Origin of the sequence: Streptomyces sp. NPDC052109 (assembly GCF_040680195.1) — a bacterium.
Lineage (GTDB): Bacteria > Actinomycetota > Actinomycetes > Streptomycetales > Streptomycetaceae > Streptomyces.
Genome location: NZ_JBFAWF010000024.1, coordinates 43,543 through 68,504, shown reverse-complemented (window position 1 = coordinate 68,504; position 24,962 = coordinate 43,543). Strand labels below are relative to the sequence as shown.

17 protein-coding genes and 2 pseudogenes are annotated in these 24,962 nt (G+C 70.9%); 10 read left to right on the top strand and 9 right to left on the bottom strand.

The window, feature by feature from the left end:
- Positions 1–191: 191 nt before the first annotated feature.
- Entirely contained in the window at positions 192–989 is a 798-nt protein-coding gene (locus AB0L59_RS34465) for a DUF2993 domain-containing protein (RefSeq protein ID WP_365590600.1), read from the bottom strand.
- 241 nt (positions 990–1,230) lie between these two features.
- Between AB0L59_RS34465 and AB0L59_RS34460 the strand changes: the two genes are divergently transcribed.
- Positions 1,231–1,761 carry a TerD family protein gene (locus AB0L59_RS34460; RefSeq protein WP_365590655.1) on the top strand — a complete coding sequence of 177 codons (531 nt, stop codon included), beginning with the start codon at positions 1,231–1,233 and terminating at the stop codon, positions 1,759–1,761.
- Positions 1,762–2,528: 767 nt separating this feature from the next.
- Positions 2,529–2,699, top strand: a pseudogene (locus AB0L59_RS34455) (phosphate-starvation-inducible PsiE family protein); the annotation flags it as partial.
- 117 nt (positions 2,700–2,816) lie between these two features.
- Here AB0L59_RS34455 and AB0L59_RS34450 read toward each other — a convergent pair.
- The 3 genes from AB0L59_RS34450 to AB0L59_RS34440 form a co-directional block, all read right to left on the bottom strand.
- On the bottom strand, positions 2,817–4,994 hold the full coding sequence (locus tag AB0L59_RS34450; protein ID WP_365590654.1) for an FUSC family protein: 2,178 nt from the start codon (positions 4,992–4,994) through the stop codon (positions 2,817–2,819).
- Positions 4,995–5,309: 315 nt separating this feature from the next.
- On the bottom strand, positions 5,310–6,485 hold the full coding sequence (locus AB0L59_RS34445; RefSeq protein WP_365590599.1) for a glutathione-independent formaldehyde dehydrogenase: 1,176 nt from the start codon (positions 6,483–6,485) through the stop codon (positions 5,310–5,312).
- Between the two features lie 296 nt (positions 6,486–6,781).
- Positions 6,782–7,900 carry a hypothetical protein gene (locus AB0L59_RS34440; protein WP_365590598.1) on the bottom strand — a complete coding sequence of 373 codons (1,119 nt, stop codon included), beginning with the start codon at positions 7,898–7,900 and terminating at the stop codon, positions 6,782–6,784.
- A 542-nt stretch (positions 7,901–8,442) separates the two neighbouring features.
- Here AB0L59_RS34440 and uvrA point away from each other — a divergent pair.
- Positions 8,443–10,909: pseudogene (gene uvrA, locus AB0L59_RS34435) on the top strand (excinuclease ABC subunit UvrA).
- A 126-nt stretch (positions 10,910–11,035) separates the two neighbouring features.
- Here uvrA and AB0L59_RS34430 read toward each other — a convergent pair.
- The 4 genes from AB0L59_RS34430 to AB0L59_RS34415 form a co-directional block, all read right to left on the bottom strand.
- Positions 11,036–11,599: a type 1 glutamine amidotransferase domain-containing protein gene (locus AB0L59_RS34430; protein ID WP_365590597.1), complete on the bottom strand. Its 564-nt coding sequence runs from the start codon at positions 11,597–11,599 to the stop codon at positions 11,036–11,038.
- A gap of 130 nt (positions 11,600–11,729) precedes the next feature.
- The gene (locus AB0L59_RS34425) at positions 11,730–12,179 is read right to left on the bottom strand and encodes a DUF1931 family protein (protein WP_365590596.1); all 450 of its coding nucleotides are present in this window, start codon (positions 12,177–12,179) and stop codon (positions 11,730–11,732) included.
- Positions 12,180–12,427: 248 nt separating this feature from the next.
- A complete protein-coding gene (locus AB0L59_RS34420) occupies positions 12,428–13,273 on the bottom strand; it encodes an aldo/keto reductase (protein WP_365590595.1) in 846 nt (281 codons plus the stop codon).
- Positions 13,274–13,375: 102 nt separating this feature from the next.
- Positions 13,376–14,569 carry an MFS transporter gene (locus tag AB0L59_RS34415; protein ID WP_365590594.1) on the bottom strand — a complete coding sequence of 398 codons (1,194 nt, stop codon included), beginning with the start codon at positions 14,567–14,569 and terminating at the stop codon, positions 13,376–13,378.
- Positions 14,570–14,829: 260 nt separating this feature from the next.
- Between AB0L59_RS34415 and AB0L59_RS34410 the strand changes: the two genes are divergently transcribed.
- Positions 14,830–15,720: a LysR family transcriptional regulator gene (locus AB0L59_RS34410; RefSeq protein ID WP_365590593.1), complete on the top strand. Its 891-nt coding sequence runs from the start codon at positions 14,830–14,832 to the stop codon at positions 15,718–15,720.
- Between the two features lie 223 nt (positions 15,721–15,943).
- Here the strand turns inward: AB0L59_RS34410 and AB0L59_RS34405 are convergent, their stop codons facing one another.
- Positions 15,944–17,572 carry a helix-turn-helix domain-containing protein gene (locus AB0L59_RS34405; protein ID WP_365590592.1) on the bottom strand — a complete coding sequence of 543 codons (1,629 nt, stop codon included), beginning with the start codon at positions 17,570–17,572 and terminating at the stop codon, positions 15,944–15,946.
- Between the two features lie 430 nt (positions 17,573–18,002).
- Between AB0L59_RS34405 and dnaK the strand changes: the two genes are divergently transcribed.
- From dnaK to trxA, 6 genes are read left to right on the top strand one after another with little or no spacing between them, the layout of a single operon-like run.
- A complete protein-coding gene (gene dnaK / locus AB0L59_RS34400) occupies positions 18,003–19,904 on the top strand; it encodes a molecular chaperone DnaK (protein ID WP_365590591.1) in 1,902 nt (633 codons plus the stop codon).
- Positions 19,905–19,912: 8 nt separating this feature from the next.
- A complete protein-coding gene (grpE, locus tag AB0L59_RS34395; protein ID WP_365590590.1) occupies positions 19,913–20,521 on the top strand; it encodes a nucleotide exchange factor GrpE in 609 nt (202 codons plus the stop codon).
- Between the two features lie 6 nt (positions 20,522–20,527).
- On the top strand, positions 20,528–21,481 hold the full coding sequence (locus AB0L59_RS34390; RefSeq protein WP_365590589.1) for a J domain-containing protein: 954 nt from the start codon (positions 20,528–20,530) through the stop codon (positions 21,479–21,481).
- The gene (locus AB0L59_RS34385) at positions 21,478–21,885 is read left to right on the top strand and encodes a chaperone modulator CbpM (RefSeq protein ID WP_365590588.1); all 408 of its coding nucleotides are present in this window, start codon (positions 21,478–21,480) and stop codon (positions 21,883–21,885) included. The genes AB0L59_RS34390 and AB0L59_RS34385 overlap by 4 nt, the downstream gene beginning before the upstream one ends.
- Positions 21,876–24,515, top strand: coding sequence for an ATP-dependent chaperone ClpB (clpB, locus tag AB0L59_RS34380; protein ID WP_365590587.1), 2,640 nt, complete (start codon positions 21,876–21,878; stop codon positions 24,513–24,515). Before AB0L59_RS34385 ends, clpB begins: the two co-directional genes overlap by 10 nt.
- Positions 24,512–24,958: a thioredoxin gene (gene trxA, locus AB0L59_RS34375; protein WP_365590586.1), complete on the top strand. Its 447-nt coding sequence runs from the start codon at positions 24,512–24,514 to the stop codon at positions 24,956–24,958. Before clpB ends, trxA begins: the two co-directional genes overlap by 4 nt.
- The last annotated feature ends 4 nt before the right edge of the window (positions 24,959–24,962 follow it).

The window sequence follows — 24,962 nt, the reverse complement described above, 5'->3', positions numbered from 1 at the left end:
CCGGGCGTACGTCCCGGGCAGAGCTTTCTGACACCAGAGGACGCGGGGTGGGGTGTCGCCCGGTGGACGCCGACCAGGGCACCGTCCGCCAGGGTTGCTCGGTGCATTCATGTGGTCAGCGTCCAGTCCGAGTTCGCCCGTGCCGTCGCCTCTCTACGACACCTTCGCGCTTGGACCACGGGATGGCTCAGCTACCGGTGGCCCGGGTCTGAGCCCTGGTCACCTTCGCCGTCCGAGCTCCGGCGCCCCGGCTTCCCGGCCGAACATGGCCGAGGGGCAGGGTCGGCGCGTGAGGAGCCGAGGTTCACCAGGTGACCGACCATGCTGATCTGCACACCGTCCGAGGTGGCGCGTGCCGCGGTGAAGCCGACGTTCTCGGGGAGCTGGACCCGCCAGGTGGCCGTCGGCTGTCCGCCCCCGGGGAGGCTGAGGGAGATTTCATCTCCCTGCGCGAGCAGCGTGCCCGTGCTGTCCAGCCCGCGCCCGTCGACGGTGCCCGTGACCTCGACCCGAGCCGCCTTCCCCGCCGAACCCGCGGCCTGCGAGATGTGGATGGGGCCGCCGCTGTCCGCCAGCCGTGTGACCACGCCCGACAGCGCCTCGTACGAGAGCGTCAAGGTGCCCGTGGCGAGGTTCGCCCCGGCACTGTGTGCGGTCAGGGAGGTCACCTGCACGCCGTGCAGGTCGAGCTGGAGCTGCTTGACAGGCAGGTAACCACCCTGGGCATTGTTTGTGGTGTCGATGGTGAACTGCCTCGCACTCAGGCTGACATGGTCGAAGTTCTGGCTGAACGCCTGGGTCAGGAAGGGAAAGCTCTCGATGGACACGTCCAGGTGTCCGTCGGTGGTGTTCCGGTAGCCGTACTTCTCTGCGGCGAGTTGGGTGGCCTCCTTGTCGGCGTAGTGCGCGGCGACCCGGTCCGCGACGGTGAAGAGAACGGCCAGCACCGCCACCGTGACCGCGACGACCTCGACCCAGCGACGCCTCATCCGAATCCCGCCGTTGTACCGGCCACGGCCGAACATGATCAGTCAGGGAACCGATCATGCACGGTCGGCGGTTCGGGCACCAGCCTTGCAGAGAGGGTGACGTGAACGGCATCCACGACAGGCCGGTCGGACCAGGTTTCGCGTGGGATGTGGACCGCCAAGGAGGCGTCAAAGAGCCGTCGGGAACACATACTTGACCGTGCGGGAAGGTCTCGCGGTGATCCTGAGGGGAACCGGCAGGGTGAGTGGTGCGGGCGAGGGGCTGGGCAAGGTCGAGGTACGGCTCAAGTGGGACCCGAGCCCTCTCGGGGAAACCCCCCGGCATCTCGACATCATCGCCGCGACCTACTCGGTGGACGATCCCCATGGGCGGCCGGTGTACGTCGTGCACTACGACAGCCGGTCGCCGGACGGCACCATCAACATGACCCGGCACAGCCAGACCGGCATGGGCTTCGGGTTCGTCGAGGTGATGGTCCTGGAGTTCGACCGGCTGGCACCCGTGTACGGGCGTGTGGTGGTCGGCGTGGCCATCCACCAGGACGGTACACCCCGCACGTTCGGGGACATCTCCAACGCCGGGGTGGTCGTCGTCCAGGGGTACCGGCAACTGCTGGCGGACGACTTCTCACAGGTCGCCGATGCCACGGCCGCGACGGTTGCCGAGTTCACCCGAAGCTCCTCCGGAGTGTGGGGGATGCGGGAGATGATCCGGGGATTCGAGAGCGACCCGGTGCTCTTCACCGCGGAGATGGGCAGCCCGCAGCGATAACCGCTGCCCAGCACTTTCGATCAGCGGCCGTCTTCCTTACGGTTCCGGACAACACCACCGAAGGGTGCTGGTGCTCGTAAGGGGGGTGTCCTTGCAAGGCGACGAGGCGGGGACGGCGCGGGACGCTCCACAGGAGGATGTGGCGGTGGCGGCGCAGTCCGCTGCGGCGGACCAGTGATCTGATCGAGGCGTGGCTACTGCTCCCCGCGTGGGTCGTGGGCGTGCTGGGTGGCGCGACCGCGGGCACGGTGACCGCAGTGGCCGCCGACCAGGGCTTCCAAGAGGACCGCTCCAGCCGCCGACAGGTCGTGGCGGTCCTCCTGGAGCGCGCGAGGGAAGCGGCGCCCGCGCACGCGGATGTGAGCACCGACCCCAGGGCGACGGTCCGATGGGCGACGCCGGACGGCCGGATGCGCACCGGCCGGGCCGCCGTACCCCCGCACACCCCTGCGGGGACACGCGTGCGGCTTTGGACCAGTTCCCAGGGGGCCCTGGCCTCCCAGCCCCTGGGCCGATCCGACGCGGTGCCGAGGTCCTCTCTCGTCGGCGCAGGCGCGGCCATGGCTGCGGGACGCGGTCTGGGGCTCCGCACGAGCCGTGCGCGGGCCCGACCCCGTTCCGCCTGAGGGGCAGGGATCCGCGGGGCAGTGCCGCCCTGCGGCACCCACGAGAGCTGAGCGTTGGGGTCGTCCACGACGTCATCAGGTCGGTCCAGGGGCCGTACCGCGAGGAGACGGGTCGTTCTCTCCGCCCTGGACAACAGCCTTGTGCTGTTCATCGTGTCCGAGCTGCTCCACACCGTCCGCCTCACCATCAGGAACCAGACCCTCGATGCGGAGCCTTTCCTCGTCGGCCTGATTGCCGGCATCCGCAAGGTGCTCATCGTGACGGCCGAGGCGGAGAAGTCCTTCCGGAGGAACGTCGAGGGGATCGAACTGCTGATCCTGGCGGGTCTGATCCTCGTGATGGCGACAGCGGCGTACGTGTGGCGGCGCTCGACGCGGCCGGGAGACTGTTTCCCGCTCCAGGAGGCGCGGCGTCCTCCGCCGCCGCCGTCACCCACCTCGGTCCGCGGGCCCCGATCCGTCACCTTCCGCCGCCAGGGTCGCCCGCACCCGCTGCTCCTCGCGAGCAGAGCCGAGGTCCCGTTCCAGGGGTGTGCGGCTCACGGCCGTCGCGAGGTCTTCCAAGGCCCGTTTTTGCAGTTCCGCTTCGCGCCGCACGACCGGGCTCCGATTGCCGGCGGCGGCGTCCTCCCACGCGTGGAGCGCCTCCTCCACGCGTCCCCAGTCCGGATTCCTGTGCTCGCGCATGGCGACTGCTGCTTTTGCGGTGTCCGTTTCCAGGGCCTCGGCGAACCGCTCCGCCTCGGGGACGAAAGGACTGTCGGCCCGCGGGACGTGGCTCTCCATGAGCATCGCTGCCCGGCCGAACCCCTTGAGCGCCTCCTGCGCCTCCTGCGCCTCGCGCGACGTCAGACCCCTGGGGCGGACCGGTTCCCGCCTTGCCCGGTCGAAAGCCTCCTGCCAGGCGGCACGTGCCTCCCTGCTCTCCAGCAGTGCCCGGCGCATGTCGGCGTGATGCTCCCGGCTCGGTTCGGCGTAGTTGCGGAGCACCGCGGCCGCGTAGCGGCCGTTGGCGGCGAGCCAGTCCGCGAGCCGGCCCGGCAGTCGGGGTGTCTCCCATGCGGGGAACACCACGTACGCCAGCATCGCCAGGGCCCCGCCGAGCAGGGTGAGCACCACCCGCTCCGGGACTGTCTGCTCCCATGCCTGGCCGCCCATGCCGAGCAGGAAGACGACGTATGCGGCGGTGAAGCACTGGGAGTAGGCGTAGCCGGTACGGTTCAGCGTGTACGACAGGCCCGCCGAGACCACCGCCAGCGCGCCGGACACATGGGCGTCCGGGCCCAGCGCCCGCACCATCCCGGTGGCGAGCGCGACCCCCGCCAGGGTCCCGGCGAGACGGGCCACCGCACGCGCGTACGTCCGGTGGAAGTCCGGCCGCATCACCATCACCGAGGCGAGGGGCGCCCAGTAGCCGTGGCCCAGGGGTAGCCGGGCGGCGATCAGATAGCCGAGCGTGGCCACCGCCGCCAGGCGGACGGCGTGCCGGAACACGGGCGAGTCCCGGCGGAGCTCACGGCACACCGCCCGGACGACGACCGGGACCAGCCGGAACATGGTCGGGCGCACCAGGAACTGGGCGCCGGCGAGGCCGGGCGGCGTGGGCGTCCTCCCGCTCGCGCAGCCGCTCCCGGCGATCTCCAACGCCTCACCGAGCAGTTCGACAAGCCGCTCGGCGGCTTGCCGCGCGGGGCCCTCCAGCACCTCGTGCTCCTCGTCGACGCGCAGGACGTCCGTGCTCTCGGGCCGCACCTCGGCGGGAGTGCCGCGGCGGATCGAACGGGCGGCCGCGTCCAGGACGTCGGCGGCCGCGTCGAGCAACTCCCGCGCGCGGTCCCGCCCGGGTCCTTCCGCCGGGGCGCCGACGTCGGGGTCGGCGAGCGCGGCGACGACCGGCCGAATGCGCTCGGCCAGGCCCCGGGGGCCGTGGAGGACGGGGGGACGGGTGCGGGCCTGTGACGGCGTCACGGCGGCCGCGTCCCGGGCCGTCATCAACGGCTCCGGGTCGAACGGGGCGGTCGGGTCGTGCCGCAGCCGGCGGGCGTAGTCCGCCACGGCGGCCAGGGCGTCGGCGAGCGCGTCACGATGCGCTCCCCAACGGCGGATCGGGAACAGCAAGATCAGCACGGCCTGTGTCACGCCTCCGAGTGCGACGACCCCGGCGTGCTCCAGGGCTCGCCCGACGCTCGTGGGCAGGGTGATGGTCACGAGCATGCTGCCCACGGTCGTCGCTGCGACGATCCCAGCGGTCGATCCGACGGCCCACGCCGTTCCCGCGGCGAAGGCCCATACGGCCAGCAGCGGAAGGAACGTCACGAGTCGCCCCGCCGCAAGGTAGCCCACGAAGGTGCTGAGCGCCAGACCGGCGCCCGCGCCGAGCGCGACCACCTTGCGTGGACGCCAGCTGCGCTGGAAGGTGGCCCCACCCGCGGAGTAGGCGCCGAGGGCGGCGGACGCGGCATACGCAGGGGAGAACAGCCACAGCGTCGGCCCGATGACGATCGCCACCCCAGCGGCCGTGCGCAGCGCGAGCAGGGGCTCCAGCCGCGTCTCCTCGATCGTGAGCCCGGATCGCACGACCTCCCCGAAGGCCCGCAGCCACGTCACCGGGGTCCGCCTGGCCGGAACGCCCTGCCGGGTCGCGTCGGCCGGGTCGAGGTGCGGCAGCCGTCGGGCAAGGAAGCCTCCCACACGGCCCGCGAACTGGCCGGCGGCCGCAGCCGCTGGACGGGGTTGCTGCCACTGCGGACACTGCTGAGCGTCCGCCGTCCGTCCTCCGGGCCGGAGCGCGGGCAAGCGCTGTTGGTCCAGGTCCGGCCGGAGCGCGGCGATCGCCCCAGCCCCGTCCGGCGGACGGGCAGATCGCCACCCGTCCCCCGGGCCGGTCCGGGGCAAACGGCTGGCACGGCGGCCCCGAGCCTCTTACCGCTTGTGCCCGTTGCCGTGTCCGTTGGGATGCAGGACCACCTTGGTCCAGCCCTCGTCACGGGCGTCGAAGTGCTCGTAGGCGGTGGGGGCCTCGTCCAGGCTGAGCTCGTGGGAGACGACGAAACTCGGCTTGGCCTTCCCGCCGGCGATCAGATCCCGCAGCGCCCGGTTGTACTTCTTCACCGGCGCCTGCCCGGTCCCCATGCGCTGGCCCTTGAACCACATCATGCCGAAGTCGATCGGGACCTTGCCCTGAGCTTCCAGCTCCCCCTGGGCCTCCGCGCCGCCGGGGTCCTGGGGCAGGAACACGCCCACCACGCCGATGTCGCCCGTGAACCTGACCGAGTCGATCAGACCGTTGAGCGTGAGGCTGGCGTCCTCGTGTCCCTCGGGGTCGTGTGCCTGGTAGCCGACGCATTCGCAGCCGTTGTCGGCGCCCAGACCGAGGGTGGCCTCCTTGACGACCTCCGCCGGGTTCTGCTCGGCGGTGTTGATCGGGATGGCCCCGATCTCCTCCGCCTTGCGCAGCCGGTCGGGCTGGTGGTCGGCCGTCCAGACGCGCCCGGCGCCCTTGAGGAGGGCTGAGTAGGTCGCCATCAGCCCGACGGGACCGGCCCCGAAGACGATCGTCTGATCGCCCGGTTTGACGCCGGCCATCTCGGTGGCGTGATAGCCGGTGGGGAAGATGTCGGCGAGCATCACGTAGTCGGTCTGCCGCTCGGCGGCGTCCTCGCCCAGACGCAGCGCGTTGAAGTCGCCGTAGGGTACGCGCAGCAGCTCCGCCTGGCCGCCCTGGTAGGGGCCCATGTCGGCGAATCCGTAGGCGGCTCCGGCGAGGGCCGGTTCCGGCTGCATGGTCAGGCAGTAGTTGGTCAGACCCTGCTCGCACTGTTTGCAGAAGCCGCAGGCGATGTTGAAGGGCAGGACCACGTACTCGCCGACCTGGACCTTGCGGACGGCCGAGCCGACCTCCACGACCTGGCCCATGTTCTCGTGTCCCAGGGTGCGGCCGGACTCGAACGAGGTGCGGCCCTCGTACATGTGCAGGTCCGAACCGCAGATGTTGGTGGTGGTGATCTTGACGATGATGTCGCAGGGGTGTTCGATCTTCGCGTCCGGAACGTCCTTCACTGTGACCGTTCGCGGGCCTTCGTATACCGCTGCTTTCATGGTGGCTTCCCTTGATGTCGCGGTACGGCGGTGATGGGGAAGGCGCAGAGAGCCTGACTCTCGGAAGTGCTGCGGCGGGGTCCGGGGCTCCGGTACGCCTCTACGGGCCGTTCACCTGGATCAGATGGAACGGTCATGTGCCGCCGGCCCGCCAGGCGGAGCTTCGGCGCTCCGGCGGCGTTGCGTCCGGGTCCCCGTCGGCCCCGAGGCGAAACAATTACGCACCGACCGATCAGCGGAATCTCCGGACCCGGACGACCACCGACCGACGGCACATCTCCGACTGAGGTCACCGGCTAGTCAGTGTCGTCCTGCAGCACGCTGCGACGCTCCTGTTCGCGCTTGGAGTAGGCGGCTGCCCGGATCGCCTCGTCGCTCTCCAAGCCCGATCCCAGCGCGCCGCCCACCGTGGCGACCGAAGCAACGAACCATGACAACGTCCAGTACTGCGTGGTATGCAGCGGGGTTCGTGCCATGGAGGCGAACACCCGGTCGTTGAGGATGAACAGAGCCCACACGAAGTTGATGACCATCAAACCCACGTAGCAGACGAGCACCCCGATACCCACGGTCACGACCGTCGAGGCGTTGTAGAGCGCCGCCCTCTGCCTCGCCTCCGGCGAAACCTCATCGGTTCGATGCCACAGGTTCGCGTCCACGATCAGCCAGCCGATCATGAGCGCGACAGACCCGACCATGGCGATCACCAGGCGTGGCGTGCTCAGGGACGCGGCCAGGCTCCAGATGGTGGAGTTCACAGTGGCGACCGCTCCCGTGGCGAGCGCGGCCGCCAGGGCTTTCGACAAGCCCGGCACCAAGCGCCACGGCCGGTTGGCGCGGACCATACCGAGGAGCACCCTCAGGTAACCGCGCGGCCCACTGACGACGTACCGCAGATCGGCGAGTTCCTCCTCACCGACCTGGCCCGGATGGATGGGCGCGAGACGACCGATGAAGGGCCCCCGCAGCGGCTGACTTCCCGGAGGCCCCTCAGGCCCAGCGGCCTTCGGGCCCGCCAAGCTGAGCACGGCTTCTTCCACGGCCTGCCGGGCCCTGGTCTGCAGCCGGAAGCCCCCCAGCGTGGGGAGAGACAGCAGCGCCAGGCCGTGTTCGTGACTCAGATCCACCACGAGTTTGCGCCCATGTGAGTGCAGCGGAAGGTCGGTGAGGGCCACGACGATGTCCCAGTTCCCCTCGCTTCTGCGGTCCATGATCCGGCGCGTCAATGTGGACAGGTCCTCGGTCCCTGCAGTGAAGGGCTCACTGACCACCTCGACGTCGAACCGTCGTCCCTGGCCTGACCTGTCGGCGAGCCGATCAGGAAGCATCCGGGCCATGCGCTGCGCGATCTCCGTGGGCGCGTCCGGATCCGCCAGGAGAGCCACGACCGTAACGCGCTGAGACGACACCCGCATGACTCCTTCTCGTCGGCTGCCCCCGTGATCGCCCGTGCCCACAGGGTGCCCCCGAGGCAACGCCGACGCCGCGTGACACGCTGGCCCCCGCCAGCAGGTGGCAGGCGGTACGGTCAGCTCTCCTCGTGCTCTCCCGTGCAGGACCTGCCCCACCACCGGGCCACACGGTTGCGTGCGCCACGGTGAACACCAGTTCCGCGCCACCCCGGTCGGCACCGCACGCCGCGCCACCGGACACCCCGCTTCGGTGTCCTGCCCGGAAGTGCGCAGGCAGGGGGCAGGCGAAGGCCCCGACTGGTTCGGGGGATCCCAGCCAGGGCCGATCGAGAGTGGGCGCGAAGGGCGGTCGCCTCGCGGCGGGGGCTCCATGAGGCTTCAGCCGAACGATCGTCCTCATGGGCAAAGGGTGAGGCCCGGGGACACAGTTCCCTTCACGCCCACGTACCAGTCAACGGTGAAGCACTCTTTAATGTTCCCTGGGAGCGGGGCCCGGTGACGGCGCCTGTCGCGCGGTTCCCGGCGTGATCAGGTAATCAGTAACGGTGAACAGGGACGCGACCGACCCCTTCGTGCATGTCCGGGGCGCCGGTGAGAACAACCTGCGGAACATCGATGTCGACGTTCCGCGGGACGCGATGGTCGCCTTCACAGGCGTCTCCGGTTCGGGCAAGTCCTCGCTCGCGTTCGGCACGCTCTACGCGGAGGCCCAGCGGCGCTACTTCGAGTCCGTGGCACCGTACGCCCGAAGGCTGTTGCAACAGGTCGGCGCACCGCACGTGCAGGAGATCACCGGACTGCCACCGGCCGTGGCCCTGCAGCAGCGACGCGGGTCGCCCAGCTCGCGCTCGACGGTCGGCACCATCACCACGCTGTCCAATCTGCTGCGCATGCTGTACTCCCGCGCCGGCACCTATCCGCCCGGAGCCGCCCGGCTGGACGCCGAGTCGTTCTCACCCAACACCGCGGCCGGCGCCTGCCCGGAGTGCCACGGACTGGGAGTCGTGCACGACGTCGCCGAGGACCTGCTCGTCCCGGACCCCTCGCTGAGCATCCGCGAGGGGGCGATCGCCGCCTGGCCGGGCGCCTGGCAGGGCGCCAACCTGCGCAGTGTCGTGAGCGGCCTGGGGATCGACATCGACCGGCAGTGGCGCAGGCTCAGGAAGAAGGACCGGGACTGGCTGCTGTACACGGACGAGCAGCCCTCCGTGTACATCGAGCCGGAGGAGGACCGCGTCGACTACGGCTACCAGGGCAAGTTCTGGAGCGCCCGCAAGCACGTCATGCACGTCCTCGCCGACTCCAAGAGCGAGAAGATGCACGAACGGGCGCTCCGGTTCGTCAGGAGTGTGCCCTGCCCCGCCTGTCGCGGCAGCGGACTGCGACCCGAGGCGCTCGCCGTGACCTTCGCCGGACGTTCCATCGCCGAGATCAACGCGATGCCGCTCAACGGGGTCGTGGCGCTGCTGCGGCCCGTCGCGGGGCGGTCCGAGGCCGACGCCACCACGGCGACCGCACGATCCGGGGAGACGACCGAGGTCGCGGTCCGGATCTGCGGCGATCTGGTCGCGCGGGTCGACGTACTGCTCGACCTGGGCCTCGGATACCTCAGCCTCGGGCGCCGCTCGACGACCCTGTCGCCCGGCGAGGCGCAGCGCCTGCGGATCGCCACCCAGCTGCGCTCGGGGCTGTTCGGCGTCGTCTACGTCCTCGACGAACCCTCCGCGGGCCTGCACCCGGCTGACGCGGAACCGCTGCTGGACGTGCTGGACCGCCTCAAGGCGGCGGGCAACTCGCTGTTCGTCGTGGAGCACGACATGGACGTCGTACGGCGGGCGGACTGGGTCGTCGACATCGGCCCCGGTGCGGGCGAGGGCGGCGGACGCGTGCTGTACAGCGGCCCGGTCGCCGGTCTTGAGCGGGTCGGGGAGTCGGCCACGAGCCGGTACCTGTTCGGGCGCGCCCAGCCGCTCGATCACCGCCCGCGCACCCCGCACGGCTGGCTGCACCTGCGCGGGGTCTCCCGCCACAATCTGCACGACGTCTCCGTCGACGTACCGCTGTGCGTGCTGACGGCGGTGACGGGCGTGTCCGGCTCCGGAAAGTCGACGCTGGTGACGCAGGTGCTCGCCGAGGTCGTCCGCGGCCACCTCGGACTCGTACCCGAGGAGCCCGACGAGGCAGCTGGAGGTCGACGTCCAGGACGCGTCGGGGATCGAGTCGTTCGACCGGCTGGTCCGGGTCGACCAACGGCCCATCGGCCGAACTCCCCGGTCCAACCTGGCCACGTACACCGGGATGTTCGACACGGTGCGCAAGCTGTACGCGGCGACGGACGAAGCCAGGGCGCGCGGCTACTCGGCCGGGCGGTTCTCCTTCAACGTGCCCGAAGGCCGGTGCGAGACCTGCCAGGGCGAAGGATTCGTCGCGGTGGAACTGCTGTTCCTGCCCGGCACCTACGCGCCGTGCCCGACCTGCGAAGGCGCCCGGTACAACGCCGAAACGCTGGAGGTCACCTACCGCGGCAAGAACATCGCGGAAGTGCTGGCGCTGTCCGTCGACGCCGCCGCCGAGTTCCTCTCCGCCGTCCCGGCCGCCTCCCGCAGTCTGGAGACGCTGCGCGAGGTGGGACTGGGATACCTGCGGCTGGGCCAGCCCGCGACGGAACTCAGCGGCGGTGAGGCGCAACGCATCAAACTGGCCACCGAACTGCAGCGAGCCCGTCGCGGACACGCGCTCTACCTGCTCGACGAGCCGACGGCGGGGCTGCACCCCTCGGACATCGCGCTGCTGCTGCGACAGCTGCACCGGCTCGTCGACGCCGGCAACACGGTCGTCCTCGTCGAGCACGACCTGGACACGATCGCCACCGCCGACTGGGTCATCGATCTCGGCCCGGGCGGCGGCGACGCGGGCGGGCGGGTGGTCGCGGCGGGCCCGCCGGCCAAGGTGGCTAGGGCCCGCGGCAGCGCCACCGCGCCCTATCTCGCGGCCCGGCTCGCGCGCTCCTGACACCGGCGAGAGGTTGACCACCGGTCAGCCGTGTTCGGGGCGCAGGGTCGCGCGCGGCGCCGTGCTGCGTTCCGGCTTGTGGCGGATATGGCTCGCGAGGTGCCCTTGTGGGCCCATTCCGCCGGGTCAGCTGGGTATGGGTTGGTGCGCCCGGCCGAACTGCTCCACGACGGCGGCGCAGAAGGCGGGCAGGTCGGCCGGGCCGCGGCTGGTGACCAGCTGCCCGTCGACGACCACCTCCTGGTCGACGACGTCCGCGCCGGCGTTGCGCAGGTCGGTGCGGATGCTGGGCCAGGACGTCAGGCGACGGCCGCGCACGGCGTCGGCTTCCGCCAGGGTCCACGGGCCGTGGCAGATCGACGCGACCGGTTTCCCGCCGGCCATGAAGTCCTTGACGAACTGCACCGCGTCGCGGTCCATGCGCAGTTGGTCGGGGTTCATGGTGCCGCCGGGCAGGAGCAGGGCGTGGTAGTCGTCGACGGAGGCGTCGGCGACCAGGCGGTCCACGGGGAAGGTTCCGGCCGCGTTGAGGTCGAACTGGCGGGCCTGGATCTCGCCGGGGTGGAGCGAGAGGATCTCGGTCTTCGCCCCTGCGCCCTGCAACGCACCGCGCGGCTGGTCGAGTTCCACGCGCTCGACGCCGTCGGTGGCCAGGATCCCCACCCGCATCCCCTGGAGTTCCTGTGTCATGGTGTGGCTCCCTTCGCGAGTCGCAGGTCGGAGTCGGACGCCGCCGCGTGAGGGCAAGTGGGGTTGTTTTCCTGGCCAGGAGATCAGCCGCGGTCAGTCGAGTCCGGCGACACGCGCCGGGGCGAGACCGCTACAGCAGCCGGTCGAACACCGCGATCACGCCGTCCCAGTGGCTGGTCTGCGGGTTCTTGACATCCGGATACATGATTCTGAACGTCTCGGCGAGGGCGACGCTGAGACCGCCGATGATCTCGGGGTAACGATCTTCGGCCTCCTGGGTGGGTGTCCTGTCGAGGGGAGGGTGCGCGGCGAGCTGCTCCAGGATCGGCTTCAGCTCGACCTCCTCGTCGAGCCGCCGGAACCGGTGGATGCTCTCCTGGAGGCCCTTGGTGATCGGGAGATCCCAGGGTTCGACGGTATCCCTGCCGTTGGCCTTGGCCTCCGCCTGGCCGACGACCAGGAGGTCGTAGAGCTTGGCGTCGACGAAGTCGCCGTACCGCTTCAGGTCGTTCCTGTCCACGTCGAGGCTCGCCGCGGCGCGGAAGAACCTCTCGAACTTCGACACACCCATTACGCTCATGCCTCTCGCCTCCTTACCGGAAACGGACGGCCTCGTCCGCTCCCGCCCGCGCCGCCATCGGCTGCTACCCGGACGAGATTCGCAGAGCCCCCTGCCGAGCGCCTCCGCACTCCAGGCCGAAAAGGGACACCCCCTCTTCCCCTGGCAGAGCAGCATGAAGCGCGTGGGCATCCCTCGGCCGGCCGTCCGCGCGAGGCTGCACGGCGTTGCGACACCGCCCCGCACAGAGCGCCACCCTGTCAACTCCTTCAGAGCATCTCCAGGGGCGTGGGCCCGCTGGGCGGCGGGAACGCCTCGTCGAGAGCGTCGAGCGCCTCGGTAGGAAGGTGGAGGTCCACAGCGCCGCGGTTCTCCCGGACGTGGTCGGGTGATCCGGAACGCGGGATCGCGGCCACCCCCTGTTCCAGCACCCAGGCGAGTGCCACCTGGGCCGGCGTGGCTCCGAGGGCCCGGGCCACGGCACCCAAGGCCGCGACCTTCAGCAGCCGCCCCTGCTCGATCGGGGAGTAGGCCATGACCGTCACCCCGGCCTCGCGGCACCAGGGGAGCAGATCCCACTCGATGCCGCGCCGGGAGAAGTTGTACAACACCTGGTCGACGGCCACGGCGTCGCCGCCGGGGAGGGTGGTCAGCTCGACCATGCCGGCGACGTCCAGATTGCTCACGCCCCAGTAACGGATCTTCTCCGCCTCCATCAGGTCGGTGAATCCCGCGAGGGTCTCCTCGAGTGGCCACCGTCCCCGCCAGTGCAGCAGATAGAGGTCCAGCCGTTCCGTACGGAGCCGCCGCAGGCTGCCCTCGCAGGCGGCGACGGTGCCTTTCCGGGTTGCGTGGCCGGGCAGCACCTTGCTGACGAGGAAGACCTCTTCCCGGCGTCCCCGGAGGGCCTCCCCGACGAGTTCCTCGGCTGCGCCGTCGCCGTACATCTCCGCCGTGTCGACGACGGTCATGCCCAGGTCCACGCCCAGCCGCAGCGCGGCGATCTCCTGTCCACGCCGGGCCGGGTCCTCGCCCAGGTACCAGGTGCCCTGCCCGAGCGCCGCGATCTCCTCACCGGAGGGGAGCGCGATCGTTCTGGCCGATTCCGCAGACATCTCGGGCCTCCCGTCTGCCACGGATCCGCGTCACGCGCGCCCGCACCGGGTGCCCGGGTCCGCGCCTCCCAGACAACCGGTGTCGCATGCGCCGCAGGGAGGTCAGGAGGGGCGGGCGGACGGCGCCGAGAGCTCGCCCGGACCGGGTGCGCGGTCGCGCAACGCGACGGCGACCGACACAACCGCGCCGCAGGAGAGGACCGCCGCGAAGCCGATCATCGCGGTCTGCACGGCGAAGTGCCGCAGGGCGATGCTGAACAGGACGGAGGGCAGGCCCATTCCCAGGTACGCGACGACGAAGAACACGGCGAGGACCCCCGCGCGTGAGGCGGGCTCGGCCACTGAAACGGCACGTTCGACGCCTCCCTTGAACAGCAGCCCGGAGCCGGCTCCCGACAGGGACACGGCGACCAGGTAGAGCCAGAGCGCCGGGTGGTAGAGGGCGACGGCGCACAGGACCAGGCCGACCGGGAAGGCCACCGCCCCCACGGTCAGGAGCCGGGGCAGCTGGAGGCGGCCGAGCACCAGCTGGGCGGCCGCCGCGGAACCGAACATGAGGAAGGCCGCCAGGCCGACCACGAGGTGCGAGTCGGTGTGCAGGGTGCCGTGGAGCACGCTCGCCCCGAGAGAGGAGATCAGGCCGAGGATCGCGAAGGCGAAGGCGCCCAGCGCGCCGGCCGCGCCGAATGTCCGCCGGCCGCCGGGGCGTAGGACGAACCTGCTGGGCGGTTCGGCCGCGGGCAGCTCCCGGTCCACGGTCTCCGGGGTGGACAAGACCAGCACCAGGCACACTGCCATGGCGAGCGTGAAGATCGCCTGGGTGGTGATCAGGGGCCTGGGAAGCCACTCGGCGGCGGCTCCGGCGACCAGGGGCCCTGAGGCCAGGCCGCCGAGGTTGGCGGCGGTGGCCACGATGCCGGGCAGCACCGAACCCCTCCGGTCCGGGCGGGCCTCGTGGTGGAGGTCGTGCAGGTACGTCGTCGCGGTCGAGGCCATCAGCCCCAGTCCGACACCGTTCAGGATCCTGCCCGCTATCAGCCCCGGCAGATCCCGCCACACGATCAGTACGACCGACGCGACGATGCCGACCAGCAGCGCCGGGACGATGATGCGTCGCCGGCCGAGCCGGTCCGACAGGTGGCCCAGTCCGAGGAAGGCGGCCGCTGCGCCCACGACCATCGAGGCGTACGCCACCGTGACCGTGGTCGCGCCGAAGTGGTCCCGGGCCTCGTACAGCGGCCACAGCGGGGTCGGCGCGGTGCCGAAGGCCATCAGCACGGTGAAGGCCACCGCCACGAACCAGAAGCCGGTCGTGTGCGAGGCACGGCGCCGGGCGCGGGCGCGGGGCGGCAGGCCGGCGGGAGCGGGTGCTGGGATCCGGTGGGTCGGGTCGTCGGGAGCGTCGGCTGTGGGACGGCTCAGCGGCGTCGGAACGGCAGGCAGGGGTACCCCTCCTCGGGCGGAAGTGGATGGCGCTTTCCATCCTCCTCACCAGCCGGGATCAGTGCCAACGAATGTTTTTGCTGAGCTCGAGCAATGAAGGTGATACTTCTCGTGTGGAGCTACGTCAGCTGGAGCACTTCATCGCGGTCGCCGAGGAGCTGAGTTTCACCCGTGCCGCCCGTCGGCTGCACGTGGTGCAGTCCGGGGTGTCCGCCGCGATCCGCTCCCTGGAGCGCGAGCTCGGCTGCGCGCTGTTCGAGCGCACGTCGCAGCAGGTCCGGCTCACCGGGGCGGGCGCGGCGCTGCTGCCGGAGGCTCGGGCCACCCTGCACGCCGCCCAGGCGGCCCAGGACGCCGTGCGCGCCGCACAGGACACGCTGCGCGGCACGGTGAACGTGGGCGCCATGGCCTCGGTCGAGGTGGTGGACCTGCCTGCGCTTCTCGGGCAGCTGCACGCGCGGCATCCGGCGATCGACGTCCGGCTGCGGCTGGCGACGACCGGATCGGCGGGACTGGCGCACGCGCTGCTCAGCGGCGACCTGGACGTGGCCTTCCTGTCGCTGCCCGAACGCAAGCCCGCCGGGATCGACGCACGGGAGCTGGCCACCGTGCCGCTCGTCCTGGTGGTGAGCGCCGCCCATCCGCTCGCGCAGCGGGGGAAGGTGGCACTTGCGGACCTCGCGGGGGAACCCTTCGTGGACTTCCCGCCGGGCTACGGCAACCGCGAGGTGGTCGACCGGGCGTTCGCGGCGGCGGGCGTCGTACGCCGGGTGGCACTGGAAGTGCCCGACATCGGCATGGGGGCGGCACTGGTCCGGCACGGTCTGGGCGTCGCCTTCCTGCCCGCGTTCGCCGTTGCCCGCACCCCCGGCCTGCACGTCCTGGACGCCCACGACACCATGCTCCGCTGGAGCATGCATCTCGGCACGTCGTCGACCCGGCGGCCCAGCTCGGCTCTGCGGGCGCTGCTCGACCTGGTCGACCTCCACGTCATCGCCCTGTGACGCCCGGGCCGCGGCCCGATCCTCACCGGCCCCTCCGAGGCCGGTGCCGAAGGGCCCGCCGGTCATAGGGAGGGCGGTGAGGAACCAAGGCCCCCATCTTCTGGCGCGACGCGACCTCGCTGGATCAATCCGAGGAAGGGCCACCCACCCACTGCAGCGCTGTAGCGGGGCAGCCCGCCCCACTGCCACTGACACCGCTCGGCGCAAAAGCTCCAGTGAGGCGTCAGCCCGGTCCGCCCAGCACGATCTTCCACACTCGGGTCGCCACCTGGAGGTTCAGCCGGTCCTCGACGTTCGCGAGGTCGTGGCCGCTGATGTCGCGGATGCGCTGGAGCCGATAGCGCAGGGTGCTGCGGTGGATCGCGAGGGAGTCGGCGGTCTCGTCGTAGTTGCCGCCGCAGTCGAAGTACCGGGACAGGGTCTCCACCATGGCCGTGTGGTGCCGGGAGTCGTAGTCGATGAGCTGCCCGAGCCACTCGTCGACGAACGTCTCCAGTTCCCGGTAGTCGTTGCCGGGTCCCAGGATGCGGTAGAGGCCGAGCTCGTCGAAGAACGTCGTGCCGTAGCGCTCGCGGGAGTGGCGGCGCACGACCAGGGCGCGCTGCGCCTCCTGGTAGTGGTGGGGGATGTCGTTCAGGGAGTCGGAAGGGGCGCTCACGCCGATCGCCCCGGACCGTGTTCCGGTCTCCCGGGCGAGCGCCTCGTACAGCGCGCGGGCGTGCGGCCTCTCGTCGGCGATGAGGACGACGTGGTCGGAGCGGCGGGTCAGCAGCGAGCGCATGCCCACGGCAGAGGCCGCCCGCTCCACGGTCCGTGCGAAGGAATCGTCGGCGGTCCGGTTCGACCACCGCACCACGACGATGTAGTGGCTGCGGTGCAGGTCGTGTCCGACTGCCTCGGACCGGGCGTAGGCGCTCGGTTCGTCCGTCCCTGCCAGGAGGTCGTCGGCCAGCTCGCGGTGCAGCCTCAGCTCCGTTTCGGCCAGATTGCGCAGGTGCGTCATTTCCAGGGCGAGCGACGCGGCGGCTTGTTCCAGCGCGAGCACGGTGTGCTCGTCGGCCTCGTCCCGGGCATCGACCAGGGCCAGCACGCCCAGGATCTCGCCGTGCGGGCGGATCAGGGTGATCAGCCGGTCCCTTATCCGCACCGGCCCGGTCTCTTTGGCGACGGCGTGCAGCATTTCGTCCTGGCGCACAGGGTCCGGTTCGGGATAAGGGATGGGGCGGCTGGGGCCGGTCCAGGACCTCAGCCGACCGAAGCGGTCCTCGACCAGCGCGGGAAGTCCCGTGAGCCCGTGCAGTGCGCGGGTGACAGCTTCGTCGCCGCCACCCGAGGCAGCGACGTCGGCCATGAGAGCGTGAACGGCTCGCTCGTAGCCCAGCTCAGCCACCACAGAGATCAGCTGCCGCTGGAGGGCTGTGCGTTCCTCCCTGAGCCGGCGCAGCTCCAGCGCGTCCTCGCGTTGGCGGCGGTGTGCGAAGGCGACCGACAGTGCAGCAGTGGTGTGCCGGACGAGCAGGGCGAGCAGGGATCGCTCGGCCCCGGTGGGCCGGGAGCGGGACGTGACCACGAGGTAGCCGTGGAGTCCCCCAGGTCCCCGTAGCCCCAGGGCCCGGCCCCAGGGCCTGCCGGCTACGATCACGTTGCCGTCCTGCCCGGCCAGCTCCCGCACCCTCCGGCCCACGGCCAAGGCATGCGGCTGCCTGTTCCTCGGGCTGGGGACCAGGTCGCCGCCCACATTGAGGTATCCGGCCTCGGCGCGGTACGGCCCCGCGGCCACTACGTGGTCCATGGCCAGGCGCAGGATCTCGTCTTCGTCCGGGGCGTCGAACAGGGAGCGGGAGAGCGCCATCAGGCCGCGGGGGTCACGGTCGGCTGGGGTGCGAGCGGGTGGGCGGGGCCCCCTGCGTGCGGCCGTGGGGTGTCGCCCGACGCTGCCCCGCGGAAGGCTGCCCTTTCGATCGGAGTAGCGGTGGTACGGGCTGGATGCCCGTCTGCCGGCCATGGGATCACTCCGTCCTTCGGAGGTGAGCGGCTTTCGCGTACCCGCTCCCGGACCGGCTACCCGAGACGTGTGGGTGCTTTGTCTCGTCCTCGTGGGGCGACCGGACCCGTGCATTCCTGACTCGCCAGGCGCAGGCGTGGAGCCACCCGGTTCGTCACCCTGGGGAGTGCTCGAGACCCTCCGTGCGCACCTGTGGGAAACAGGCGGAGTCCCACCTCTACCTGAGCGAACGTGATCCGGAGAGTCGACGCAGGCGCTGCACCGGGAGGAGTTCCTCATGGCCAAGGCAGTGGGCATCGACCTGGGCACCACCAACTCGGTGATCGCCGTGTGGGAGGGCGGCGAGCCGTCCGTCGTGCCCAACAGCGAGGGCAACCGCACGACACCGTCCGTGGTGGCCTTCACCGACACCGGGGAACGTCTGGTGGGCCAGCTGGCCCGGCGCCAGGCGATCCTCAACCCCAAGGGCACCATCTACTCGGCCAAGCGGTTCATCGGCCGGCACTTCGACGAGATCTCCGACGAGGCCAGGGCGGTGGCGTACGACGTCGTCGAGGGCGACGGCGGGGCGGCCCGCTTCAAGGTGCGCGACAAGCTGTACGCGCCTGAGGAGATCAGCGCACAGGTGCTGCGCAAACTCGCCGACGACGCGTCCAAGCAGCTGGGGGAGCGGGTCACGGAGGCGGTCATCACGGTGCCCGCCTACTTCAACGACGCTCAGCGCACCGCCACCAAGGACGCCGGACGGATCGCCGGACTGGAGGTGCTGCGGATCATCAACGAGCCGACGGCGGCCGCCCTCGCGTACGGCATGGACAAGAAGGAGCACGAGACCGTCCTCGTCTTCGACCTGGGCGGCGGCACCTTCGACGTGAGCATCCTCGACGTCGGCGACGGCGTGGTGGAGGTGCGCTCCACCGCCGGTGACAGCCACCTGGGCGGCGACGACTTCGACCGGCGTCTGGTGGACTACCTGGCGGACGACTTCCAGAAGGAGAACGGCATCGACCTGCGCAAGGACCCGCAGGCGCTGCAACGACTGTTCGAGGCGGCGGAGAAGGCCAAGACCGAGCTCAGTTCGGTGACGCAGACGCAGGTCAGCCTGCCGTTCATCACCGCTGACGCCTCGGGCCCCAAGCACCTCACCGACTCGATCATGCGGTCCACGTTCGAGCAGATCACCGGCGACCTGGTGGAGCGTTGCCTGGGACCGGTCCAGCAGGCCATGGCCGACGCCAAGGTCGGCGAGAGCGACATCGACGAGGTCATCCTCGTCGGCGGCTCCACCCGCATCCCCGCCGTCCAGGCTCTGGTCCGCCGGCTGACCGGCGGCAAGGAACCCAACATGAGCGTCAACCCCGACGAGGTCGTGGCCCTGGGCGCCGCGATCCAGGCCGGGGTGCTCAAGGGCGAGGTCAAGGACGTCCTGCTGCTCGACGTCACACCCTTGTCGCTGGGCGTGGAGACGCGCGGCGGAGTGATGACGAAGATCATCGAGCGAAACACCACCATCCCCGTGCGCCGCAGCGAGACCTTCTCCACCGCCGAGGACAACCAGCCGGCCGTCGATGTGGTGGTCCTCCAGGGCGAGCGCGAGCGGGCCGCCGACAACCGGGTGCTGGGCCGGTTCCAGCTCACCGACATCCGGCCGGCGCCGCGGGGCGAACCACAGATCGAGGTCACCTTCGACATCGACGCCAACGGCATCCTCAACGTCAAGGCCCGCGACCGGGACACCGGCAAGGAACAGGGCATCACCATCAGCGAGAGCTCCAACCTGGACCGCAGTGAGGTCGAACGTATGGTCCAGGAGGCCGAGCGCAACCGGGGCCAGGACCAGGTACTCCGCGAGGCCGTCGACGCCCGCAACGAACTCGATGCCGTCGCGTACCAGGTCGAGAAGCGCCTCGCCGAACTGGGTGACGCAGCGCCCGCGCACGAGAAGGCACGCGCCGAAATGCTCGTGTCCGACGCCCGGGCGGCGGTCAAGGAAGAGGCGGGTGTGGAGCGCGTGCGGCCTCTGACCTCCGAACTCCAGCAGGTACTCGCCGGGCTGGCGGCCCATCAGGGCGCCGCCGCCACAGGGGGCGGTCCCGGCCAGGACGCCGCCACCGGCGGTCCCGCGAGTGGCGGTGGCAGTGACGATGATGTCATCGACGCCGAGTTCGACAAGAGCTGAGGCGCGCCATGCCCACCCACCCCCAGGAACCCGACCGGGCCGCGTCGGATCCGGGCGTACGGGTCCCGGAAGGCGCCGGACCTCCTCCTCGCGGGGATTTGCCCCAACCCGGCCCGCCCCGGCCCGAAGCGGCGAACCGCGAACCGGGACCCGATGCCGCCGGCCCCGCGCCTGCCGAGGACGAATACACGACCGCGATCCAGGAACTGGAGGACCGCTGGCGGCGCGCACTCGCCGACCTCGACAACCTTCGCAAGCGTCACGCCAGGGAACTGGAGCGCGAACGGGCGGTCGAGCGGTCCCGCACGGCGGCCGCCTTCCTACCCGTCCTCGACAACCTCGAACTCGCCCTGACCCACGCCGGCGCCGATCCGGGCGCGATCGTGGAGGGCATCCGGGCCGTACGCGACCAGGCGGTGAACGTCCTCGAACTGCTCGGCTACCCGCGGCATGCGGAGACCGGCGTCGCCTTCGACCCGGCCCGGCACGAGGTGGTCGGCGTCGTCCAGGACCCCGACGCCCCACCGGGCACCGTCGTCGAGGTGCTGCGCCCCGGCTACGGGGACGGCGAACGGCAGCTCAGGCCCGCCGCCGTGACGGTCGCGAAGCGGGAGTGACCGGTCATGGCACGGGACTTCTACGAGGTGCTGGGCGTGTCGCGGGCCGCGAGCCAGGACGAGATCCAGCAGGCATATCGCAAACTCGCCCGCAGGTACCACCCAGACGTCAACAAGGACCCCGAGGCGGAGGAGCGTTTCAAGGACCTCAACGAGGCATACAGCGTCCTGTCCGATCCCAGGACCCGGGCCCGCTACGACCGCTTCGGCGAGGATTTCCGGAAGATCCCGGAGGACTTCGACGAACGGGTCGCGGCAGGAGCGGGCGGCGGCTTCCGCGGTCGGAGGACCGCAGGCGGTGCCGGTCCTCGCGTCCGGTACGCCACCGGCTTCGGCGACGACTTCGGCGCGGAGGGCATCGACATCGAGGACCTGCTCGGCTCCATGTTCGGAGCCGGCGCCGTCCGAGGCGGCGTCCCCGGAGCGGACCAGGAGGCGGAACTGCCGCTCACTGTCGAGGAGGCGTACCGAGGCGGCCGTCGCACCGTCACACTCGCCGGTCCGACCGGGCAGCCGCGGCGGTACGAGGTCGACGTGCCACCGGGCGTCACCGACGGGCAGCGCATCCGGCTGGCGGGTGAGGGTGGCCAGGGCAGTGGTGACGCCGCCGCGGGCGACCTGTACCTGCGGGTGCGTATCCAGCCCCACCCCCGGTTCCGGCTGGACGGCCGTGACGTGCACGTCCAGGTCCCGGTCACCCCGTGGGAGGCGGCCCTGGGTGCGACCGTGCCGGTGCCCACGCCCGGCGGCGGCACGGCGAAGGTCACGGTGCCTGCGGGCTCGTCCAGCGGCCGGCGGCTGCGGCTGCGCGGCGAGGGCATGCCGAACCCTCGGGGCGCGAACGGCGACCTGTACGCCGAACTTCGCGTCATGGTGCCTCCCTCCCTCGGTGACCGGGAGCGCGAACTGTTCGAGGAGCTCGCCGCCACTTCCTCGTTCGACCCCAGGAGGACGCGATGAACGACCGACCCGCGGGAGCGGGAGGCATCGGCCGGGCCGGCGTGGGCGCCCGTCCGGTACGAACGGACACCGACATCACCGCCTCGACGGCCGTCCGGTACGCGCTCGTCCCCGTCCCCAGGCTCTCCCTGGCCGCCGTGGCCCTTCGCTCGGGCCTCCACCCCGATCTGATCCGCCGGTTCGTCGCCCTCGGCCTGGTCGACGCCGAACACGACTCCGCGGGGCGACTGGTGTTCGACCCCACGGCCCCGGCGGTTCTCGCCCGTATCCAGCGGCTGCGCACCGGACTCTGCCTCAACTACGCATCCATCGGCCTGGTGCTCGACCTGCTCGACCGCATCAGCCTGCTCGAAGCCGCCCTGCGCGGCCGCGGCACGAGGAGTGAAACACCCCCATGGACATGAACCGTCTCACCCAGAAGTCCCAGGAAGCCCTCCAGGAGGCCCAGAGCGCGGCCGTCGGCATGGGGCAGACCGAGGTCGACGGGGAACACCTGCTGCTCGCGCTTCTCGATCAGGAGGGCGGTCTGATCCCACGGTTGCTGCAACAGGCCGGCACCGAGCCGAAGGAGCTGCGCGCGGCCGTGCGCGAGGAACTCTCCCGCCGCCCGAAGGTCACCGGTCCCGGCGCGGCACCCGGCCAGGTCTTCGTCACCCAGCGCCTGTCCCGCCTGCTCGATGCCGCCGAGAGAGAGGCCAAACGCCTCAAGGACGAGTACGTGTCCGTGGAGCACCTCCTGCTCGCCCTGGCCGAGGAGGGCTCGGCGACCGCCGCCGGACGCCTGCTCAAGAAGCACGGCGTGACCCGGGATTCGTTCCTGAGCGCGCTCACCCAGGTCCGCGGCAACCAGCGCGTCACCTCCGCCAACCCCGAAGTGGCCTACGAGGCTCTGGAGAAGTACGGCCGCGACCTGGTCCTCGAGGCTCGGTCCGGGCGGCTGGACCCGGTCATCGGCCGTGATGCGGAGATCCGCCGTGTCACCCAGATCCTCAGCCGCAAGACCAAGAACAACCCCGTCCTCATCGGCGATCCCGGCGTCGGCAAGACCGCCATCGTCGAGGGCCTGGCCCAGCGCATCGTTCGCGGCGACGTCCCCGAGGGCCTGCGCGACAAGACGGTGTTCGCTCTCGACATGGGCTCCCTGGTCGCCGGCGCCAAGTACCGCGGCGAGTTCGAGGAACGCCTCAAGGCCGTGCTGTCCGAGGTGAAGGCCGCCCAGGGGCGCATCCTGCTCTTCGTCGACGAACTCCACACCGTCGTAGGCGCGGGTGCCGCCGAAGGGGCCATGGACGCGGGCAACATGCTCAAGCCGATGCTCGCCCGCGGCGAACTCCACATGATCGGCGCCACCACCCTCGACGAGTACCGCAAGCACATCGAGAAGGACGCCGCCCTCGAACGCCGCTTCCAGCAGGTGCTGGTCGACGAGCCGAGCGTGGAGGACACCATCTCCATCCTGCGCGGACTGCGCGAACGCCTGGAGGTCTTCCACGGCGTGAAGATCCAGGACACCGCGCTGGTCTCCGCGGCCACCCTCAGCCACCGCTACATCACCGACCGGTTCCTGCCCGACAAGGCCATCGACCTCGTCGACGAGGCATGCGCCCGGCTGCGTACCGAGATCGACTCCATGCCCGCCGAACTCGACGAGATCACCCGCCGCGTCACCCGCCTGGAGATCGAGGAGGCGGCCCTGTCCAAGGAGACCGACCCCGCCAGCAAAACTCGCCTGGAGGAACTGCGCAAGGAGCTGGCCGACCTGCGCGGCGAGGCCGACGCCAAACACGCCCAGTGGGAGGCCGAACGGCAGGCCATCCGCCGCGTGCAGGAACTGCGCCAGGAACTGGAGCAGGTCCGCCACGAGGCGGAGGAGGCCGAACGCGCCTACGACCTCAACCGCGCCGCCGAACTCCGCTACGGCCGCCTCCAGGACCTGGAGCGCCGACTGAAGGCCGAGGAGGAGCAACTGGTCGCCAAACAAGGGGAGAACCGGCTGCTGCGCGAGGTCGTCACCGAGGAGGAGATCGCCGAGATCGTCGCCGCCTGGACCGGCATCCCCGTCGCCCGCCTCCAGGAGGGCGAACGCGAGAAACTGCTGCGCCTCGACGAGATCCTGCGCGAGCGCGTCATCGGCCAGGACGAGGCCGTCAAACTCGTCGCCGACGCCATCATCCGCGCCCGCTCCGGCATCCGCGACCCGCGCCGCCCCATCGGCTCGTTCATCTTCCTCGGCCCGACAGGCGTCGGGAAGACCGAGCTGGCCAAGACCCTCGCGGCGGCCCTGTTCGACTCCGAGGAGAACATGGTCCGCCTCGACATGAGTGAGTACCAGGAGCGGCACACCGTCAGCCGGCTCATGGGCGCACCACCCGGATACGTCGGCTACGAGGAAGGCGGCCAGCTCACCGAGGCCGTACGCCGCAAGCCGTACTCGGTCGTGCTGTTCGACGAGATCGAGAAGGCGCACACCGATGTCTTCAACACCCTGCTGCAGGTCCTCGACGACGGCCGCATCACCGATGCTCAGGGCCGCACCGTCGACTTCCGCAACACCGTGATCATCATGACGTCCAACATCGGCTCCGAGCACCTCCTCGACGGCGCCACCGCCGAGGGCGAGATCAAGCCGGACGCCCGCGCCCTGGTGATGGGCGAGCTGCGCGGCCACTTCCGCCCGGAGTTCCTCAACCGCGTCGACGACATCGTGCTGTTCAAGCCGCTCGGCGAGCGGCAGATCGAGCGGATCGTGGAGCTGCAGTTCGACGAACTGCGCCGCCGCCTCGCCGAACGCCGCATCACCGTCGAACTCACCGAAGCGGCCCGGGAGTTGATCGCCCACCAGGGCTACGACCCGGTGTACGGGGCCCGGCCGCTGCGCCGCTACATCTCCCACGAGGTCGAGACGATGGTGGGGCGCGCCCTGCTGCGCGGTGACGTCCAGGACGGCGCGACGGTCCGCGTCGACGCCGAACACGGAGAGCTGGTAGTCACCTACGACCAGCCCGAGGACGTTAAGGGAGCGCGGGCGGCATGAGCACGATGCGGGCGACGACGGTCAGTTGTCCCCACTGCGGGCGCACCAACCGGGTGCCCGTGGCCGCGGAGGGCCGCCCCAAGTGCGGCCACTGCAAGCAGCCCCTACCGTGGATGGTGGACGCGGGCGACGACGACTTCACCGAGGTCGCCGAGCGGTCCGGCGTCCCCGTCGTGGTCGACCTGTGGGCCACCTGGTGCGGCCCCTGCCGCATGGTCAGCCCCGCACTGGAGAAGGTCGCCACCGATCTCGCCGGCCGGATCAAACTCGTCAAGGTCGACGTCGACAAGAACCCGCGACTGTCGCAGCGTTTCGAGGTCCAGGCCGTACCGACACTGCTGATCCTCGACCGGGGCGAGACGGTCGCCCGGCAGGCGGGGGCGGCGCCCGCCCCCGCTCTTCGCCGGTGGGTGGAACAGTCGATCACCGCCCGGAAAGGGTGATCCG

What these genes read in the sequence shown, in the direction of transcription:
- AB0L59_RS34425 (WP_365590596.1), bottom strand. Translation starts at nt 12,179, where the DNA reads ATGAGCGTAATGGGTGTGTCGAAGTTCGAGAGGTTCTTCCGCGCCGCG.
- AB0L59_RS34385 (WP_365590588.1), top strand. Translation starts at nt 21,478, where the DNA reads ATGAACGACCGACCCGCGGGAGCGGGAGGCATCGGCCGGGCCGGCGTG.
- AB0L59_RS34420 (WP_365590595.1), bottom strand. Translation starts at nt 13,273, where the DNA reads ATGTCTGCGGAATCGGCCAGAACGATCGCGCTCCCCTCCGGTGAGGAG.
- AB0L59_RS34465 (WP_365590600.1), bottom strand. Translation starts at nt 989, where the DNA reads ATGAGGCGTCGCTGGGTCGAGGTCGTCGCGGTCACGGTGGCGGTGCTG.
- dnaK (WP_365590591.1), top strand. Translation starts at nt 18,003, where the DNA reads ATGGCCAAGGCAGTGGGCATCGACCTGGGCACCACCAACTCGGTGATC.
- AB0L59_RS34390 (WP_365590589.1), top strand. Translation starts at nt 20,528, where the DNA reads ATGGCACGGGACTTCTACGAGGTGCTGGGCGTGTCGCGGGCCGCGAGC.
- AB0L59_RS34445 (WP_365590599.1), bottom strand. Translation starts at nt 6,485, where the DNA reads ATGAAAGCAGCGGTATACGAAGGCCCGCGAACGGTCACAGTGAAGGAC.
- AB0L59_RS34405 (WP_365590592.1), bottom strand. Translation starts at nt 17,572, where the DNA reads ATGGCGCTCTCCCGCTCCCTGTTCGACGCCCCGGACGAAGACGAGATC.
- grpE (WP_365590590.1), top strand. Translation starts at nt 19,913, where the DNA reads ATGCCCACCCACCCCCAGGAACCCGACCGGGCCGCGTCGGATCCGGGC.
- clpB (WP_365590587.1), top strand. Translation starts at nt 21,876, where the DNA reads ATGGACATGAACCGTCTCACCCAGAAGTCCCAGGAAGCCCTCCAGGAG.
- AB0L59_RS34440 (WP_365590598.1), bottom strand. Translation starts at nt 7,900, where the DNA reads ATGCGGGTGTCGTCTCAGCGCGTTACGGTCGTGGCTCTCCTGGCGGAT.
- AB0L59_RS34430 (WP_365590597.1), bottom strand. Translation starts at nt 11,599, where the DNA reads ATGACACAGGAACTCCAGGGGATGCGGGTGGGGATCCTGGCCACCGAC.
- trxA (WP_365590586.1), top strand. Translation starts at nt 24,512, where the DNA reads ATGAGCACGATGCGGGCGACGACGGTCAGTTGTCCCCACTGCGGGCGC.